Annotated in this window: 18 protein-coding genes, 1 tRNA gene and 3 pseudogenes; 17 read left to right on the plus strand and 5 right to left on the minus strand. The window is 33.0% G+C overall.

The window, feature by feature from the left end; genetic code table 11:
• The first annotated feature begins 72 nt into the window (after positions 1 to 72).
• The 13 genes and pseudogenes from LV469_00895 to LV469_00955 all read left to right on the plus strand — a co-directional run bounded on the left by LV469_00895 (position 73) and on the right by LV469_00955 (position 9,945).
• Positions 73 to 288, plus strand: coding sequence for a ferrous iron transport protein A (locus tag LV469_00895; GenBank protein UHR02872.1), 216 nt, complete (start codon positions 73 to 75; stop codon positions 286 to 288).
• Positions 289 to 305: 17 nt separating this feature from the next.
• Positions 306 to 547 (plus strand): annotated as a pseudogene (locus tag LV469_00900) (ferrous iron transport protein A).
• 1 nt (position 548) lies between these two features.
• Entirely contained in the window at positions 549 to 689 is a 141-nt protein-coding gene (locus LV469_00905; protein UHR02873.1) for a 50S ribosome-binding GTPase, read from the plus strand.
• 63 nt (positions 690 to 752) lie between these two features.
• Positions 753 to 1,148: a DUF4418 family protein gene (locus tag LV469_00910; GenBank protein ID UHR02874.1), complete on the plus strand. Its 396-nt coding sequence runs from the start codon at positions 753 to 755 to the stop codon at positions 1,146 to 1,148.
• On the plus strand, positions 1,148 to 1,825 hold the full coding sequence (locus LV469_00915; GenBank protein ID UHR02875.1) for an ABC transporter ATP-binding protein: 678 nt from the start codon (positions 1,148 to 1,150) through the stop codon (positions 1,823 to 1,825). Before LV469_00910 ends, LV469_00915 begins: the two co-directional genes overlap by 1 nt.
• A gap of 2 nt (positions 1,826 to 1,827) precedes the next feature.
• On the plus strand, positions 1,828 to 3,165 hold the full coding sequence (locus LV469_00920; protein ID UHR02876.1) for an FTR1 family iron permease: 1,338 nt from the start codon (positions 1,828 to 1,830) through the stop codon (positions 3,163 to 3,165).
• 42 nt (positions 3,166 to 3,207) lie between these two features.
• Entirely contained in the window at positions 3,208 to 3,840 is a 633-nt protein-coding gene (locus LV469_00925) for an iron transporter (GenBank protein UHR03568.1), read from the plus strand.
• A 123-nt stretch (positions 3,841 to 3,963) separates the two neighbouring features.
• A complete protein-coding gene (locus LV469_00930; GenBank protein UHR02877.1) occupies positions 3,964 to 5,160 on the plus strand; it encodes a DUF2318 domain-containing protein in 1,197 nt (398 codons plus the stop codon).
• An 8-nt stretch (positions 5,161 to 5,168) separates the two neighbouring features.
• On the plus strand, positions 5,169 to 6,452 hold the full coding sequence (locus tag LV469_00935; GenBank protein ID UHR02878.1) for an ABC transporter permease: 1,284 nt from the start codon (positions 5,169 to 5,171) through the stop codon (positions 6,450 to 6,452).
• Positions 6,442 to 7,590, plus strand: a complete 1,149-nt coding sequence (locus LV469_00940; protein ID UHR02879.1) for an FtsX-like permease family protein — start codon at positions 6,442 to 6,444, stop codon at positions 7,588 to 7,590. Before LV469_00935 ends, LV469_00940 begins: the two co-directional genes overlap by 11 nt.
• Positions 7,591 to 7,601: 11 nt before the next feature.
• Entirely contained in the window at positions 7,602 to 8,321 is a 720-nt protein-coding gene (locus LV469_00945; GenBank protein ID UHR02880.1) for an ABC transporter ATP-binding protein, read from the plus strand.
• Entirely contained in the window at positions 8,318 to 8,743 is a 426-nt protein-coding gene (locus LV469_00950) for an FMN-binding protein (protein UHR02881.1), read from the plus strand. Before LV469_00945 ends, LV469_00950 begins: the two co-directional genes overlap by 4 nt.
• Positions 8,743 to 9,945 carry an FtsX-like permease family protein gene (locus LV469_00955; GenBank protein ID UHR02882.1) on the plus strand — a complete coding sequence of 401 codons (1,203 nt, stop codon included), beginning with the start codon at positions 8,743 to 8,745 and terminating at the stop codon, positions 9,943 to 9,945. Before LV469_00950 ends, LV469_00955 begins: the two co-directional genes overlap by 1 nt.
• A 182-nt stretch (positions 9,946 to 10,127) precedes the next feature.
• On the opposite strand, the gene LV469_00960 is transcribed toward LV469_00955, so the two are convergent.
• The 3 genes and pseudogenes from LV469_00960 to LV469_00970 form a co-directional block, all read right to left on the minus strand.
• Positions 10,128 to 10,685 carry an ABC transporter permease gene (locus LV469_00960; GenBank protein ID UHR02883.1) on the minus strand — a complete coding sequence of 186 codons (558 nt, stop codon included), beginning with the start codon at positions 10,683 to 10,685 and terminating at the stop codon, positions 10,128 to 10,130.
• Positions 10,678 to 11,327: pseudogene (locus tag LV469_00965) on the minus strand (lantibiotic protection ABC transporter ATP-binding subunit). The gene LV469_00960 and the pseudogene LV469_00965 overlap by 8 nt, the downstream one beginning before the upstream one ends.
• 625 nt (positions 11,328 to 11,952) lie before the next feature.
• Positions 11,953 to 12,405 (minus strand): annotated as a pseudogene (locus tag LV469_00970) (relaxase).
• 20 nt (positions 12,406 to 12,425) lie between these two features.
• Here LV469_00970 and LV469_00975 point away from each other — a divergent pair.
• Positions 12,426 to 12,680 (plus strand): hypothetical protein, encoded by a 255-nt coding sequence (locus LV469_00975; protein UHR02884.1) that lies wholly within the window; start codon positions 12,426 to 12,428, stop codon positions 12,678 to 12,680.
• 176 nt (positions 12,681 to 12,856) lie between these two features.
• Here the strand turns inward: LV469_00975 and LV469_00980 are convergent.
• Positions 12,857 to 12,932 (minus strand) — tRNA-Thr (locus LV469_00980).
• A gap of 105 nt (positions 12,933 to 13,037) precedes the next feature.
• A complete protein-coding gene (locus LV469_00985) occupies positions 13,038 to 13,595 on the minus strand; it encodes a helix-turn-helix domain-containing protein (GenBank protein UHR02885.1) in 558 nt (185 codons plus the stop codon).
• Between the two features lie 179 nt (positions 13,596 to 13,774).
• Between LV469_00985 and LV469_00990 the strand changes: the two genes are divergently transcribed.
• The 3 genes from LV469_00990 to LV469_01000 are packed head-to-tail and all read left to right on the plus strand — an operon-like array spanning position 13,775 to position 16,436.
• Entirely contained in the window at positions 13,775 to 14,305 is a 531-nt protein-coding gene (locus LV469_00990; protein UHR02886.1) for a gamma carbonic anhydrase family protein, read from the plus strand.
• Entirely contained in the window at positions 14,292 to 14,762 is a 471-nt protein-coding gene (gene ybaK / locus LV469_00995) for a Cys-tRNA(Pro) deacylase (GenBank protein UHR02887.1), read from the plus strand. Before LV469_00990 ends, ybaK begins: the two co-directional genes overlap by 14 nt.
• Positions 14,763 to 16,436 carry a phospho-sugar mutase gene (locus LV469_01000; GenBank protein ID UHR02888.1) on the plus strand — a complete coding sequence of 558 codons (1,674 nt, stop codon included), beginning with the start codon at positions 14,763 to 14,765 and terminating at the stop codon, positions 16,434 to 16,436.
• Positions 16,437 to 16,454: the final 18 nt, after the last annotated feature.

The following is a 16,454-nucleotide window of genomic DNA, read 5'->3' on the forward strand; positions in this document are numbered from 1 at the left end:
CTTAAGAAGATGACAATCAAATTCAATTAGTAATTTATTTTAATAAAATTAAAACTATAAACAAGTGGTTAAATGCTTAGCTTAGTAATGGCGCCCTTAAATGTTAATTATAAGATTTTAAGGATTAAGTCTTTAGGAGATAGTAATGTAACTGAGTCCCGCCTGGCAAGTCTTGGTTTTGTCAAAGATGCAGCTATAAAGGTTGTTAATGAGAATGATGGTAATTTAATTGTTTCAATTAAGGATTCCAGAGTTGCAATCGGAAAGTATATAGCAAAAAAATATTAGTAGAGGAGATGTAAGACTTGCAAACTTTAAGAGATGTAGTTGTAGGAAAATACTACGTCGTAAAAAAATCAATGGTTCTGGTCCTTTGAAAAGAAGGATAATGGACATGGGAATTACAAAAAATTCAGAAATTTACATAAGGAAGGTGGCGCCACTTGGCGACCCCGTGTAAATTAATATTAGATATTATGAGCTTAGCATTAGAAAAGCAGATGCTGAATTAATTGCAATTGAAGAAATAGAAAAGAAAGAGGACTAAGATGGCTACCACTATTGCACTTGCCGGCAACCCCAATAGTGGTAAGTCAACACTTTTTAACGGCCTCACTGGTTCCAACCAATATGTTGGTAACTGGCCAGGGGTAACTGTTAAAAAAAAGACTGGTAAGTATAAAAAATAAACACGTTTTTATGTTACAATGTTACAATGTTATTAATAAAGATAAGTAGAAAGGATGATTAAAATGAGTAGAAAAAAGATTGTAGGATATATTTCGGCTATTATAGGTCTCTTGTTAGTGCTTGCACCAAAATTTATAACACCCGTTTGCCCTCCTATGGAAGATGGGATGTTCATGAAATGCCACTGGATGGGAAATATGACTATAGGTATTGGCGCAGTCATTTTAGTATTAGCAATCATTCTTATTGTAGTTAAAGATTCAAAAATATCTTTAGGATTATCTATTTCAAATATAGTAATTGGTATTTTAGAGATACTAAACGCTCATGTGCTTATTGGTGGATGTATGAAAGCTGATATGGCTTGCAGAGCAAGAGCCATTCCATTTTGCACATTGTTGTCAGTCATATTGGTTTTAGTTAATATTTATTATTGTATGAAAGAAAAACATTCATAATGGAATTAATAATTAAAACTGAGAATTTAAGTAAGAGTTTTAAGAGAGGTTCTAATACACTTTTTGCAGTTAAAAATGTAAACTTTACCTTGAAGAAGGGAGATTTTGTCAATATAATTGGCAGAAGTGGTTCAGGGAAGTCAACTTTTTTAAATCTTTTGTCTGGTTTATTAAAGCCGACTGAAGGTAAAATTTTTGCTAAGGGCAAAGATATGAGTGATTTTTCTGATAGAGAAATTAGCAAATATAGGAATGAAATCATAGGTTTTGTGCCACAAAGTCTAGGAACACTTCCAAATTTAAATGTTTTAGAGAATGTGTCTCTTCCTTATTATCTATTTAAAAGAGATGACTCTTCTTATGAAAAAGCAGCTATGCTTCTTGATGAGATGGGAATTTTGCATTTGAAAGATGATTTTCCTAGAAATTTATCTGGAGGAGAGCTAAAAAGAGTGCTGATAGCCAGATCTATGATTAATTCGCCGGAACTTTTGATTTTAGATGAGCCTACAAGTGATTTGGATAAAAATACTACTGTGGAGATAATGGATTTATTAAAAAAAATAAATTCTAAAGGTACTGCACTTATTATAGTTACTCATGAGCTTGATATTTTAAAATATGGCAATACACTTTGCCAAATGGAAGATGGAAGTTTAATAAAAAAAGAGGGATAGAGATGAATTTATTAAAGAAAATGACTAGCATTTTTGCAATTATGGCAATCATGATTAGCATGACTTTAACGCTTGCTTTTGCAGCAGAAACACAGTACACTAATTGGGTTGAAGTCGCTGATGCTATGTCAGAACATTTACAAAAAGCTGTGGAAGTTTACAAGCCTGGAGATAAGGATGCTAAAAAAGCAGCCACAGATGCAGTTAATGTAGCTTACTTTAAATTCTATGAAAAAATAGGATTTGAAAAAACAACTATGTCTGCAATTTCAGGCCAAAGGGGTTCAATGGTTGAACATCAATTTTACAGAGCAAAAAATTCTATCAAAGAAGATGCAGACCCAAAAGAAGTTAAAGATGAAATTGATGCACTTATAACTTATCTTCATGAAGATGCTCATACTCTTGATGGAACCTCTGGAGATTCTAAGTCCAGTGGTCAAAGTCAAGAAGATGCAAACAGCCTTTCAACAGGTCAATTGTTGGGAGAGCTGCTAAAAAGATTTGGCACATTTTTTGCGGTTCTTGGACTTACACTTCGTGAAGGACTTGAAGCCATTTTAGTTGTAGCTGCCATTGCTGCATATTTATCAAAGACTAATAATAGAATTTATTTAAAAGGTGTATATATTGGAGCCTTGCTAGGCATTGTTTTTTCAGCAGTCCTAGCTGGAGTATTTAATATCATCGCCAATACAGTGGGAGAAGTTGAGTCTGGAATGGGACAAGAAATATTCGAAGGAATTGCGATGTTTCTTGCTGTTATCGTACTATTTTATGTATCCAATTGGATGCTTTCTAAATCTGAAGTTGAAGTTTGGAATAGATACATTAAAAACAAAGTTGAACAATCTGTTTCCAAGGGTAATTATTTTGCCTTAGCTTTCACTTCATTCTTAGCAGTAGCAAGAGAGGGTGCAGAACTTATTTTGTTTTTCCAAGGTATGAGAACAGGCATTTCTGATAATCCAATGCATATGTGGATTGGACTTTTAGTTGCCGCCATAATACTTGCAATTGTATATTATTTAATTGCTAAAGTTTCTGTAAGGCTACCATTAAAACCATTCTTTACATTTACTTCTTGGCTAATGTTTATACTTTGCTTGTCTTTCTTAGGAAAGGGCATAGGAGAATTACAAGAAGCAGATGTAATTGGCAGAACTATAGTTCCTTGGATGAATGGATGGTCTGCTGAAGTTATAGGTATATATGATAGGTATGAAAATCTTATTCCACAAATTATTCTATTAGTAGTAACCATTGTTTCTGTTATCTATCAAAATAATAGAAACAAAAAAATTAAAGCTGAGCTTGAAGCCAGCCAAGAAAAAAAATAGGAGGGTATTATGTTAAAAAAGAAAAGTTTATTTCTTGTTGTTATGACGCTTGTGGGTGCATTAATGTTTACAGCTTGTGGTAAAAAAGAAGATACAAAAGCTAATAATGCAGCTAAAACTTCTACAGAAGAAAAAGCACCAGCTGAAGAAAACAAAAAAGAAACAGGAGATGCAAAAGCTGCAGCTCCAGGAGAAGATGCAGGATTTGAAGAATTTCCAATTGGCGATGACCAAACTAAAGGACCTTTAGTAATCTCTGGTGTATATTTCCAACCAGTTGATATGGAACCAGCAGGAAACTCAATTCCTAAAGAAGAAGCTGACTGCCATATTGAAGCTGACATTACAGCATCACAAGAAGGTTCAACATTAGGTTATGGTGTTGGTGATTTTGTTCCATGGTTAAAAGTAAAAGCTTATTTACAAAAGAAAGGTTCAGACCATGTTCAAGAAGTAGCTTTCATGCCAATGAACGCATCTGATGGTCCGCACTATGGTGCAAATGTTAAATTTGACGAAGGTGTTGGTGTTTATGATGTAAAATTCGAAGTAGCTGCACCAGGTAATGACTACTTACTACACGTAGATAAAGAAACTGGTGTAACAGGTAGATTCTGGACAGAACCACTTGTTGCAGAATGGACTGACTTCGAATGGAACGGACCACAATGGTAAAATTTTGAAAATTTTTAATATTTTGAAGGGGAATTCACGTTCCCCTTATATGCATTTATGGGGGGTGAAATTATTTTAAAAATTTTTATTAAAGTTATGGAGGCGGGAATAGCCTTTTCTCTAATGATTTCTTTAATACTTGCCTATTATACAACTAAAGAGAGCAAATATAAAAAGTATGTTATTATAATTTCTTTAGTTTTAGGGGTAATTGCAGCATTTGTTTCAATAATTATAAGAAATATACCTAATTTTATTAATAGAACAGAATTGAATTTCTGGTCTATGGTACCCATAGTTATCTCAGTATTTTTAATATTAATTTTTATGATATTTGAAGATAAGATAAATGCTAAAATTTATGATAATTTCATTTCATCATCGGTTGTTGTTTATCTTGTAGGAATTTGTTTTTATTATTTACCGTATGTATTTAACCAATCAAACAAATTTGTATATTATGGCGAAAGTGCTGTTTCAACTATTGTACTTTTTAGGATTTTAGGCTTTGTTTTTGGAATAATCATGATGATTTTATCAGGGCTTGCTATATATAAGTCTTCAGTTAAACTTGAAGGTAAAAACTTAAAGATTATTGTTTTTTTGAGCTTGGTATGTTCGGGTATCAGCCAATTTAATATCATAATTCAAAGGTTTTATTCTAAAGGGATTATTCCTAGAAATGTTAACTTTTTTAGAGTTATTGCATTTATAGCTAATCACGAAAATGTGTTTTTATTTGCAACAATGTTAATTATGATAGTTATTCCAGTAATTTTATATAAGCAAAATATTAAAGTTAATGAAGAATATAGCAATAGAGCTCAGTTAAGGAAAATAAAGTATAGAATGAAGAATAAAAGACGTTGGGCAATTTTTTTCCTTGTCGTTTTATTTATTAATACTTTTTCATTAACGGCTGGAAAGGCATATGCTAATAAGGGACAGGCTCTTTCACCACCAGAAGATTATCAAACTGAAAATGGAATGATTGTTATTCCTATAAGCAGCTTAGAGGATATGCATTTGCACAGATATTTGTATAAGGCAAAAGATGGTGTACAAATGAGATTTTTCTGTATTAAAAAATCAGAAGGTTCCTATGGAGTTGTACTTGATGCCTGCGAGATATGTGGTCCATCAGGATATTTTGAAAGAGGCGATGATATTATTTGTAAGTTGTGCGACGTTGTAATGAATAGGGGTACAATAGGTTTTAAGGGTGGATGCAACCCAATACCTTTCCCATACATTGTCCATGATAAAAAGATAAAGATTGCGCCAAAGGATCTTGACGCATTGTCTTATGTATTTAAGTAGGAGGGCTTATGTTTTGGAGAATAGTTAAAGGAGCGCTTTTTAGACAAAAGGGAAAGATGGTTCTTATTGCATTTACAGTTGCCCTTGGAGCTTCTCTTGCCACTTCAATGTTAAATACCATGCTCGGTGTTGGAGATAAAGTTAATCAAGAATTAAAGACTTATGGAGCAAATATTAACGTATTGCCTAAGGAAGCTTCTCTTCTTGATGATTTGTATGGCATGCAAGAAAAAGAGGGGCAGGTTCAAAAATATTTAAAGGAATCAGAACTTCCTAACATTAAAACTATTTTTTGGGCTTACAATATTGTAGACTATACGCCATATCTTAACACTTGGGTTTCTTGTAATAATGATTCTAAACATACTAAGATGGTAGGAACATGGTTTAATAATCATATGGATTTGCCTACTGGAGAATCAGTTGATACTGGTATGATTAGACTTAAAAACTGGTGGGAAGTTCAAGGCGAGTGGTTATCAGAAAATGATAGCGATTCAGTTATGCTTGGAAAGATTTTTGCAGACAGAAATGGATTTAAAGTTGGTGATGAAATCCAACTAAAAAGCAATAATTTAGACAAAAAATTAAAAGTTAAGGGTATTTTCTCATCAGGTTCTGATGAAGATGCATTTATATATTCTACTTTAAAAACAGCACAAGAATTTGCTGGAGTTACTGGAGTTGTAAATAAAGTTGAAGTATCAGCTCTTACTACACCAGACAATGACTTAGCAAGAAAGGCTGCCAGAAACCCACTATCTTTAACTATTAAGGAAAGGGAAGTATGGTATTGTACAGCTTATGTTTCTGCTATTTGTTATCAAATAACAGAAGTAATGACTGATTCTGTGGCTAAGCCAATTCGCCAAGTTGCAGAAAGTGAAGGAGATATTTTAAATAAGACTACTCTTCTTATGGTTTTAATTACAGTATTAACTTTGATTGGTTCAGGCTTTGGTATTTCTAATCTTATTACAGCATCTGTAATGGAAAGATCTAATGAAATTGGACTTCAAAAAGCTATAGGGGCGTCAAATGGAAGGATAATTTGCATAATTCTTGTGGAAATAATTTTGACAGCGATATTTGGAACAGTTATAGGTTACGGTGTTGGTCTGCTACTTACTCAGATTATTGGCCTAACCGTTTTTGGCTCGGCAATAGCTCCAACAGCTATGGTAGTTCCTATTGTAGCAATACTTATTATTCTTGTTACAATATTGGGGTCAATACCAGCTATAAGATACCTTTTGAATTTAAATCCAACGGAGGTACTACATGGCAGATAAACAAAGTAAAAATAAATTTTACTTAAAAATGATAATGACTTCCTTGGCAAGGAGACGTGCAAGAATGTTAACAGCACTACTTGCTATAGCTATGGGAGCAACAATTATTTCAGGACTTGTTACTATTTACTATGATATTCCTAGACAAATGGGTAAGGAGTTTAGGTCTTATGGTGCAAATATGTTGGTAATTCCCACTAACCCTGATAAAAAAATTACCAATGAACAGTTAGATGAAGTTAAATCGTTAATTCCTTCAGGAAAGCTTGTCGGTCAGGCACCCTATATTTATGCAAATGCAAAAGTTAATGAACAACCTTATATGCTTGCAGGTACAGATTTAAAGGGAGCGAAAGAAAATTCTCCATACTGGCTTATTGACGGTTCATGGCCTGAAAAATCGAGAGAAGTTTTAATAGGTAATGAAGTTTCAAAGGCTTTGGAATTAAAAGAGGGAGATAAAATTATTATAAATACTCCCAAAGTTAATGGAGAAGGTTCTATAGATACTAATTTTGTTGTTTCAGGAGTTGTAACAACAGGTGGTAAAGAAGAAGAACTTATTTTTATGAGTATTGATGATATTTCACAGCTTGTTAAAGACAAAAATTTTGATATCGTAGAATATTCAATAGAAGCTGAACAAAATGAACTTTCAAAAATAGTATCAAATATTTCACAAAAGGATGGATCTCTAACTCCACAAATGGTAAAAAGAGTTACCGCCTCACAAGATATAGTTTTGAATAAATTACAAGCTCTTGTCTTCATTGTAACGATAATAATATTATTCATAATGATGATATGTGTATCCACAACAATGATGGCAGTTGTAACTGAAAGGCGTAAAGAAATAGGTCTTAAGAAAGCTTTGGGCGCCACAAATTCGTCAGTAATTGTTGACTTTTTAGGTGAAGGAGCATTTTTGGGGGTTTTTGGTGGACTTTTAGGTGTTGCATTAGGATATATATTTGCCAATAGAGTAAGTATTTCGGTATTTGCTAGAAAGGTAAGTTTCTTGCCTCTTTTAGTACCTATGACAATTATTGTCTGTATAGTAATAACTATAGTTGCATCTTTAATACCAGTATCTAAAACTGTTGATATTGATCCAGCTTTAGTGCTTCGTGGAGAATAGAAAGGAATTTTATGGATATATTAAAACTTGTAGATGTTTCAAAAATTTATGGTGAACTTAAAGCCCTTGACAAAATCAATTTAAGTGTAGAAAAGGGCGAATGGATTTCTATAATGGGTCCATCAGGTTCTGGTAAAACAACAATGATGAATATTATTGGTGCCATGGATAAACCTTCACTTGGTGAAGTTATTTTGGATGGTGAAGATGTGGCAAAAAAATCATCTAAGGAACTAACAGTTATTAGAAGGGATAAGATAGGACTTATTTTCCAACAATTTCATTTAGTTAATTATTTAAGTGCTTTGGAAAATGTAATGATGTCACAATATTATCATTCTATGCCAGATGCACAAGAAGCAATGGAAGCTTTGGCTGCAGTAGGTCTTGCTGATAGAGCCAAGCACTTACCCAACCAATTATCAGGTGGGGAACAACAAAGAGTATGCATTGCTAGAGCTCTTATTAATCATCCTACAATACTTTTAGCCGATGAACCTACAGGAAATTTGGATGAAAAGAATGAATATATAGTTCTTGATATATTTGAAAAACTTCACAATGCAGGATCAACAATTATTGTTGTAACTCACGACCCTGAAGTCGGTGAAGAATCTGAAAGAATGATAACTCTTGAACATGGTAGAATTTCAAAAGAAGAAAAAATGAAAAGAAAAAGACCAGTTCTTGATTCTGTAAAAAAAGATGAAAAACTTAAGGAGTTTATATGAGAAAAAATTTAAATGTATTAATAATTTTTTCTTTGGGGCTTGTACTAGTTGCTTGTGGAGGAGATAAAAAAGAAGAAGCTCCAAGCGTAAGCTATAAGGACGGCACATATCATGGAGAATCTGCCAAAGATGAAAGAGGCGGACTTGTAAAGGTGGATATAACTGTTAAAGACAATAAGATTGAATCTTGCACAATGCAAGACATTGATGGAGATGGAAAAGAAAAGGATGAATCTTATGGTCAAAGCCAAAATGAAGGACTATATAAGATAGCCCAACAAGCTATAAATCTTGCAAAGTCATACCCAGATAGATTAGTGGAAAAAGGAAATCCTGAAGGAGTGGACGTTATTTCGGGGGCAACAGGAACTTACAAGCAATTTATAGAAGCTTGCAATAATGCTCTTGATGGTGCAAAATAATGAAAGATTTATACACAATTAATTTAGCAAAAAAAAATATAGAAAATAAGAAGACAAGATCAATTACCTTGATTTTTCTTGTAGGAATTTTAACTTTTATTTTATTCATGTCATCATTTATAATTTTTTCTCTTAAAAATGGCATGAAATCTTTATCAGATAGAATGGGAGCAGACATTATAGTAGTTCCAGAAGGTTATGATTCTAAAATTACAGGTGCAATATTAAGGGGAGAACCTAATACATTTTTTTTTGACAAGGACATATTAAGTAGAGTAAAAAAAATACCGGGCATAGAAAAAGCTTGTGGCCAAGTTTATCTAGCTACACTTTCTGCTGGATGCTGTTCTTTTCCCATTCAAGTTATAGGAATTGACTTTTCTGATGACTTTAGCGTTAAACCTTGGCTTGAAAAACAGATTAAAACGCCAATTAAAGCTGGGCAAGTTGTTGTTGGTGCTAACATTGTGGGGAATATTAATCATAAGGTTAAATTTTTTAATCAAGAATTTGATATAAGAGGTAGGCTTGCAAAAACGGGCATGGGTTTTGATAATTCAGTTTTTATGACAATAGAAGAAACTCATAGATTAGCCAAGGAATATGAAAAGATAATTAATCATCCGGTGGCAAAAAAAGATGAGATATCTTCTATTTTAGTAAAAGTTGAAAAAAACAAAGATCCAAAAACAATTCAAAAATTTATTAAAGAAGAATTTAAAAAAGAAAAAGTGTATCCTTTATTGCCAAGAAAAATAATGACAGAAGTTTCAGATTCAGCAAAAAACATGCTTATATATGTGTATATATTGATAGCTTTGATTTGGATACTAGCTTTCTTTATTTTAAGTCTTGTAAATACCTTATCAGTTAAGGAAAGAAAAAGAGAATTTGCAACCATAAGGATATTAGGAGCAACAAAGAAAAAACTCAGTGAAGTAGTTCTTGTTGAATCTATGCTAATTAATGGTACAGGTGCAGTCATAGGTTCTGTGCTTTCCTTTGTTTTAAGTATAACTTTCAATAATGTATTTTCATCAATTTTGAATATGCCTTTTTTAAGACCGAATATATTCCTTATGATTCTAATGTTAATAATAGTAATAATTTTGGGAACCTTGTTAGGACCAATATCTTCAATTATTGCTATTAATAAAATAAATAAAGTAGAATTATTATTGATGCAAAGAGATAATGATTAAAATAGGCTATTTGTCAAATTTTGGGGAGACTTGTTAACTCGAGTCTCTCTTTTCATTTAAAAATCAATACTTAAACGCTAATAAAAGATCAAAACTAAAATAACTAAAAAACCATTAAAAATAAACATAGCAAACAAGACTCCTAGGGGTTTTGCGAAATTTTCCCATTTTCTTATCCCTACTTACAAGCAATATGGTTTTAGTGCTAAAAATACACCTGAAAAATAAATAGCTAAATTGACCAATACCGAAAAGATCACCCCTAATTTTTTTGAAATTATAAAGCTAAAAGGGATTTGCCACATGGTTGTAACAAACACGACTATAATCCCTAAAAATATTGAAGCAATACTTAATTGCTTAATTTGATTAATTCCAAACAAACTAAAAATAAATGGTATACAAACCACAGCAACACTTAATAGAAAACAGAAAAGAAGAGCATATCCTAATACAACCAAAAGTTTAGAGCTCCATATTTTTCCTTGATAAACTGGTAGATAACGGATTGCACGAAGTCCGTGCTTTCCGTTATCTATATTAACAGATGTTGCACTGATTAATGCGAATGTAGCAGGTAAAAAAACTACATAGTACCAGTTGAATAAATTCAAGGAAAAATAACCTTGTTGAACAATAGCCATTAGTGCTAAGCAAAGAGGACTGGCAATAGCAATTCTTCTTGTTGCAGTTCTTTTTGTTTTCAAGAACTCGGCCATTAATATAGTTGAATTACTCATTGAAACCTCCTTGCTGATTACTAACAACTTTCATAAAAAGTTGCTCCAAATCCATTTTTGAATCAAATGCACCTTGATAACCTAAATGTCCTGATGCAATGATTCCAATATGATCTGCAATATGTTCGACTTCAGATAAAATATGAGAAGACAGAATTACAGTAGTTCCTTGTTGTGAAAAACCTCTAATAAGTTCTCTCAATTCCTTTATTGCAATGGGATCAAGACCATTAGTTGGTTCATATAGAATTAAAAGTTTTGGATTACTAAGTAAAGCCAAAGCGATTCCTAATCTCTGCTTCATTCCCATTGAAAATTGTCCAGTACGTTTTTTCCTGTATTAGTAAGACCTACAATCTGTAAAACTTCTTGAATTCGCTCTTCTTCAATCCCTAAAGCTATTGATCGTACACGACAATTTTCATAGGCAGTTAAGTTTGGATATAGTGGTGCATTTTCAATCAATGCACCAATTTCAGAGAGATTTGAACGATTCCAAGGATTATTATTGAATATTATGTCACCAGATGTAGGTGTAATCATACCGCAAATCATCTTGAGAAGAGTAGACTTTCCGGCTCCGTTTGGTCCCAATAATCCATAAATTTTTCCTCTTGGAACATTGATATTAACGCAGTCCACCGCTTTTTGTTTCCCGAACTGCTTTTATAGATTTCTAGTTTGTAATATAAAATCATCCATAGTATATTTTCCTCCTTATCATTTCTTTACGAATGTAATTTTAGGAGAAAAAAATAAGGAAATTATAAGGATTTAAGAATTTCCATAGTCGGTAGTAAGTGAGTCTTTTATATTAAAACATGAAATAAAAAAGAAGGAAACATGGCATAATATATATGACAATAAGTATCAATTTAGTGTCCTGAGGAGGAAATGTTTAAATTGGAAAACGCCTCTTATGAAGTATATCATTCAGCTGAGTTGCACTTAGATTATAAATTCAAGGCATAAAAATTCCTCCTGATTAGTTTTTACTTACCCTAATCAGGAGGTTTCTATACACAAAATTTTACACAGTCTCCGCCATGGTCATTTTTTTCTTTATTTATATTCTCTTTTGTTCATTGAACAACAATCTAATCTTTCATTTCCAAAAGATTTTTTATTTTCTTCTGCTAGATTTTTCAAGAATTTTTTCCATCTATTTTTTATTGATTCAAAGATTTTCATATTTTACCTCCTCGGGTAATTATTTGTAAATTTTTTAAAGTAATATTATACCAGAAAAAAATATTTTTTCAATTTTTTATCTCTCCACCTCCTTTCCATAATAATTTTCATAGTTTTTTCTATATTGAACAAGGTCGGAAAATTGTTCTTTATTCAAAGAATACTCCTGCATAAGGGTGTTCTTTTTTTCTTGCAATTTATCGAGAGTGGATAGTATTTCTTTTGTATTTGGTAGTTTTTTATAGTTTTCTAAAATTTCTTTAGCCGCTATTTTATAAACAGAAAGTTCACTATAATACTCCTCTGCAAATTGCTTATCTTGAGGATTTTTCTTGTGGTATTTATATATTTCACGATACTTATTTATAGTATTAATATTTTCCATATCTTGGGATAAACTCTTCATCTCAGTTTCAATTTTCTTTATTTTATCTAATAAATCTTGTCTATCATAAGCAGATTTTTTGATTAGATCATCGAGTTGAGTAATTGAATTAATTCCTTGTTCTCTAAGCTTAATTATTGAATCTTAAAAATACGGATGACATTTTGGATGCTTTTTATAGTTTTGCAAAGAAAGAGAAACAATTCAAAATTAAATCTTTAATTGAAGATGAAAAACTGAAAGATGACTCAAAAAGATTTATAGAAAAGGCAATTGGCAAGGGATATGTTGAATATGCTGGCGATGAGCTCGATAGTATAATACCACCTACTTCGCACAGGCAAGGAGCAAGGGAAAAGAAAAAAGAATCAGTATTGGAAAAAATCAGAAAAATTGTAGAAATTTTTGTTGGAATTTAAAATGTGTGGCATCTTGTTTTTTGTGTTTGAAGAAGTTTAAAAGCGGGACAGTAAAGATGTATGATTTTTAGATTTATTTGCAGTTAGATATTTTTTGAAATATATTATAAATTTTCGCATTAAAAAATCCTATAAGATAAATGGACACCCGTCTATCTTATAGGATTTTTTATTTTTGGAGCTGGCGGAGGGACTTGAACCCTCAACCTGCGCGTTACGAGTGCGCTGCTCTACCGATTGAGCCACGTCAGCATTAATCATCGGATTTTGACAAGAATGCAAATAGAATTGCTAAAAATGCAATCAGACATATTGAAATTATTAGGGCGATTATTTTTTTACTCATAAGGATACCTCCTAGAATCTTTTTCTAACTTCCATTATGTGACCTAAGTAAATAAAATCATCCGGGGAAGAGAATATCAAAGGGGATTTTTTTTCAGGGATCAGCACATGGAGATTGTTTTCTGAATAGTAGTGGCAGGCTTTTGTATTTTCATTTGCATAGAAAAGACCAAAGTCACCACTTTTTAAGACTTGTGGTCTGCATATGTATATTTTATTATTTTCGCTTGGATTTTTGTAAGCGAAAACTCCTTCGACTTCGTCTTTTGAATCTATTGATACATATTCCATGCTTTGTTGTAGGCCTAAGTATATGCCATTTTCTTTGCATGTTTCGACAAGAGGTATTTTCATGCGAAAACTTTTTATATAATCATCGTTTCCCAAAAGAAAATCACAAGCAACACCAAATATCTTAGATAGTTCTAAGAGTTTATCTAAGGATGGCTCTGTTCCTCTTGTTTCGTAGCCAGTTATTGTTGTCCTGGAAACTCCTATAAGATCTGCCAAATCTTCTTGGGTCATTTTATTTTTAGTTCTTAGTTCTTTAATTCTTTGTGAAAATTTCATGATTATAAACAAATATCTCCTTTTAAATATTATACTATATTGGCAAGCGAAATTTTAGCAGAAATTAATAAATATTCAGATGAGGAATTTGTATATATTTGAGATGGTTTTTTGGCTAATGGGTATAGATAAAGTAAAATGATTAGAATATTTTATAAAGGTTAAATTTTGGAGGTAGTATGATTATCAGATATAAGGATAAATTTCCGCAAATTGAAAAGGCGGGTTTTGTTGCAGATAATGCGACTATAATTGGAGATGTGGTTTGCAAGGAAGGCACGAGCTTTTGGTTTAATGCTGTTGTAAGAGGAGACGATGGTCCTATAAGACTTGGAGAAAATGTTGCCGTAGAGGATTTTGTTATGATTCACGCATCTCCTGGACTTGTTACTGAAATAGGCGACAAGGTCACTCTTGGTCATGGAGCTATAATCCATTCTCCTGTGATAGAAGAGGGTGCCTTGATTGGCATGGGGGCAATTGTTATGGATAGAGCCAAGATTGGAAAGTATTCTTTGGTGGCTGCGGGTTCTTTGGTGACAGAGGGTTCAGTATTTCCTGAAAGATCTCTTATTATGGGCAGTCCTGCTAAGAGGGTAGGTGAGGTTTCTAAAGATCATCTGGCTTATTTAGAGTATGCTTACAAGACTTATGTCGATTTGGCTGATGAGTATAAAGAAATAATGAAGGAATATCATGAAGAAAACTAATGCTTTAAGACTTTTAGATTCTCATAAGATTTCTTATGAGACTGTGGATTATTCAAATACTGATGCTGTTAGTGGTAAAAGTGTGGCTCAGGTTTTAGGTGAGAGCGAAAATGAAGTTTTTAAGACTTTGGTATGCAAAGGGAAGTCTGAACACTATGTTTTCGTTATACCTGTTGATCATGAGCTGGATTTAAAGAAGGCTGCTTTTTGTGCTGATGAAAAGAAAATAGAAATGCTGCCACAAAAAGAGCTGCTCCCCTTGACTGGATATGTGCATGGAGGCTGTAGTCCTCTTGGCATGAAGAAAACTTTCAAGACCTTTATTGATCAAAGTGCTAAAAGTATAGATAAGATTTATGTGTCAGCAGGAAAAATTGGCTTACAAGTTAGGTTGAATCCTAGCGATTTACTCTCTATAATAGAAGCAGAGTACAAAGATTTGACGAAGGAGAAATAAATGAGAGCAATAGATGAGTATAAAAGATGGGTTTCTAATGAAGGCCTGACTAAAGAAGTCAGGTCTGCATTAGAATCTATGGATGAGAAGGAAATTGAAGAAAGTTTTTACAAGAATCTCGAATTTGGCACAGCTGGGCTTAGGGGTATTTTAGGTGCCGGCACTAATAGAATGAATGAGTACACAGTTGCTCAAGCGGCCTATGGACTTGGTAAAAAAGTGGCATCAATGGGACCTCTAGCTGTAAAAAGAGGAGTAGCAATTGCCTATGATGTGAGACATAGATCTAAGGAGTTTGCGAAAATCACAACTGAGGTTTTGGCAACTTTTGGAATAAAAACTTACATATTTGATGACATAAGGCCCACTCCTTTTTTGTCATTTGCAATTAGAAAATTGTCTACAATAGCTGGTGTTGTTGTAACAGCATCGCATAATCCCAAGGACTATAATGGTTACAAGGTATATTGGGAAACTGGAGCACAAATCTTGGAAGATACAGCCAATGATATCTTAGAGAACATGAAGGGCATAGATATTTTTGATGTCAAGAGGATAAGTTTTGATGAAGTTTTAAAGATGGGACTTGTTGAAATAATTCCCAAGTCTATGGATGAAGATTTTATTAATACCACCTTGTCACTTTCGATAGAAGATGAAATTGACAAGGATATAAAGTGTGTTTATACGCCTCTTAATGGAACTGGCAACAAGCCTGTCAGAGAAGTTTTAAGAAGAAGAGGATTTAAAAATATACTTGTAGTAGCGGAGCAAGAAAATCCAGACCCAGATTTCAAAACTGTTGGTTATCCAAATCCAGAAGATTTAAATGCCTTTAAGCTTGCAATAGAACTTGCAAAAAAAGAAGATGCAGACTTGATTTTCGCAACAGATCCAGATTGTGATCGCTTTGCCATGCTTGCAAAGGATGGTAAAGATTACTACGCCTTTAATGGAAATCAGATAGGGGGACTTTTTGCTTATTATATCTTAAATGGCTTAAAGAGAAAGGGCAAGCTACCTAAAAATGCGGGGATTGTAAAATCAATCGTAACTGGAAATATGGCAGTTGACATAGCGAAGTCTCTTGGAGTGCATTATGAAGAATCTTTGACTGGATTTAAAAATATTTGTGGTCTTGCAGATAAGTGGGATAAGTCTGGAGAATACAAGTTCATTTATGGATATGAAGAATCCATAGGTTATTGTTATGGAGATCATATAAGAGATAAGGACGGAGTGGGCGCATCTATGCTAGCAGTTGAGATGGCAGCTTACTATCGAAAGAAGGGCAAGAGTTTGACTGATGTGCTTAGAGATATCTACGCAGAGTTTGGATATTACAAGGAAGCCCTCAAGTCCATAGTCATAGAAGGTCAAGAGGGAGCTATAAAAATAAGCAATATGATGATTTCTTTAAGAAACAATCCCATAAGCAAAATTGCCTCTTTAAAAGTCAAAGAAATTATTGATTATAAGGACGGCTTGGGTCAAATTCCTCCTTCAAATGTACTGATTTATAAATTGGAAGATGGATCGTGGTTTGCCATAAGACCATCAGGCACAGAGCCTAAGATTAAGCTATATATCTACACTCTTGATGCAGATGAGACTAAATCTGATAAGAAGTCCAAGCTAATCCTAAAAGAATTGGAAGAAAGATTACTTATTTAGATAAGTGGGGGAGGGAAT

Source organism: Peptoniphilus sp. GNH, from assembly GCA_021307325.1.
In the GTDB taxonomy this organism is placed as follows: domain Bacteria; phylum Bacillota; class Clostridia; order Tissierellales; family Peptoniphilaceae; genus KA00134.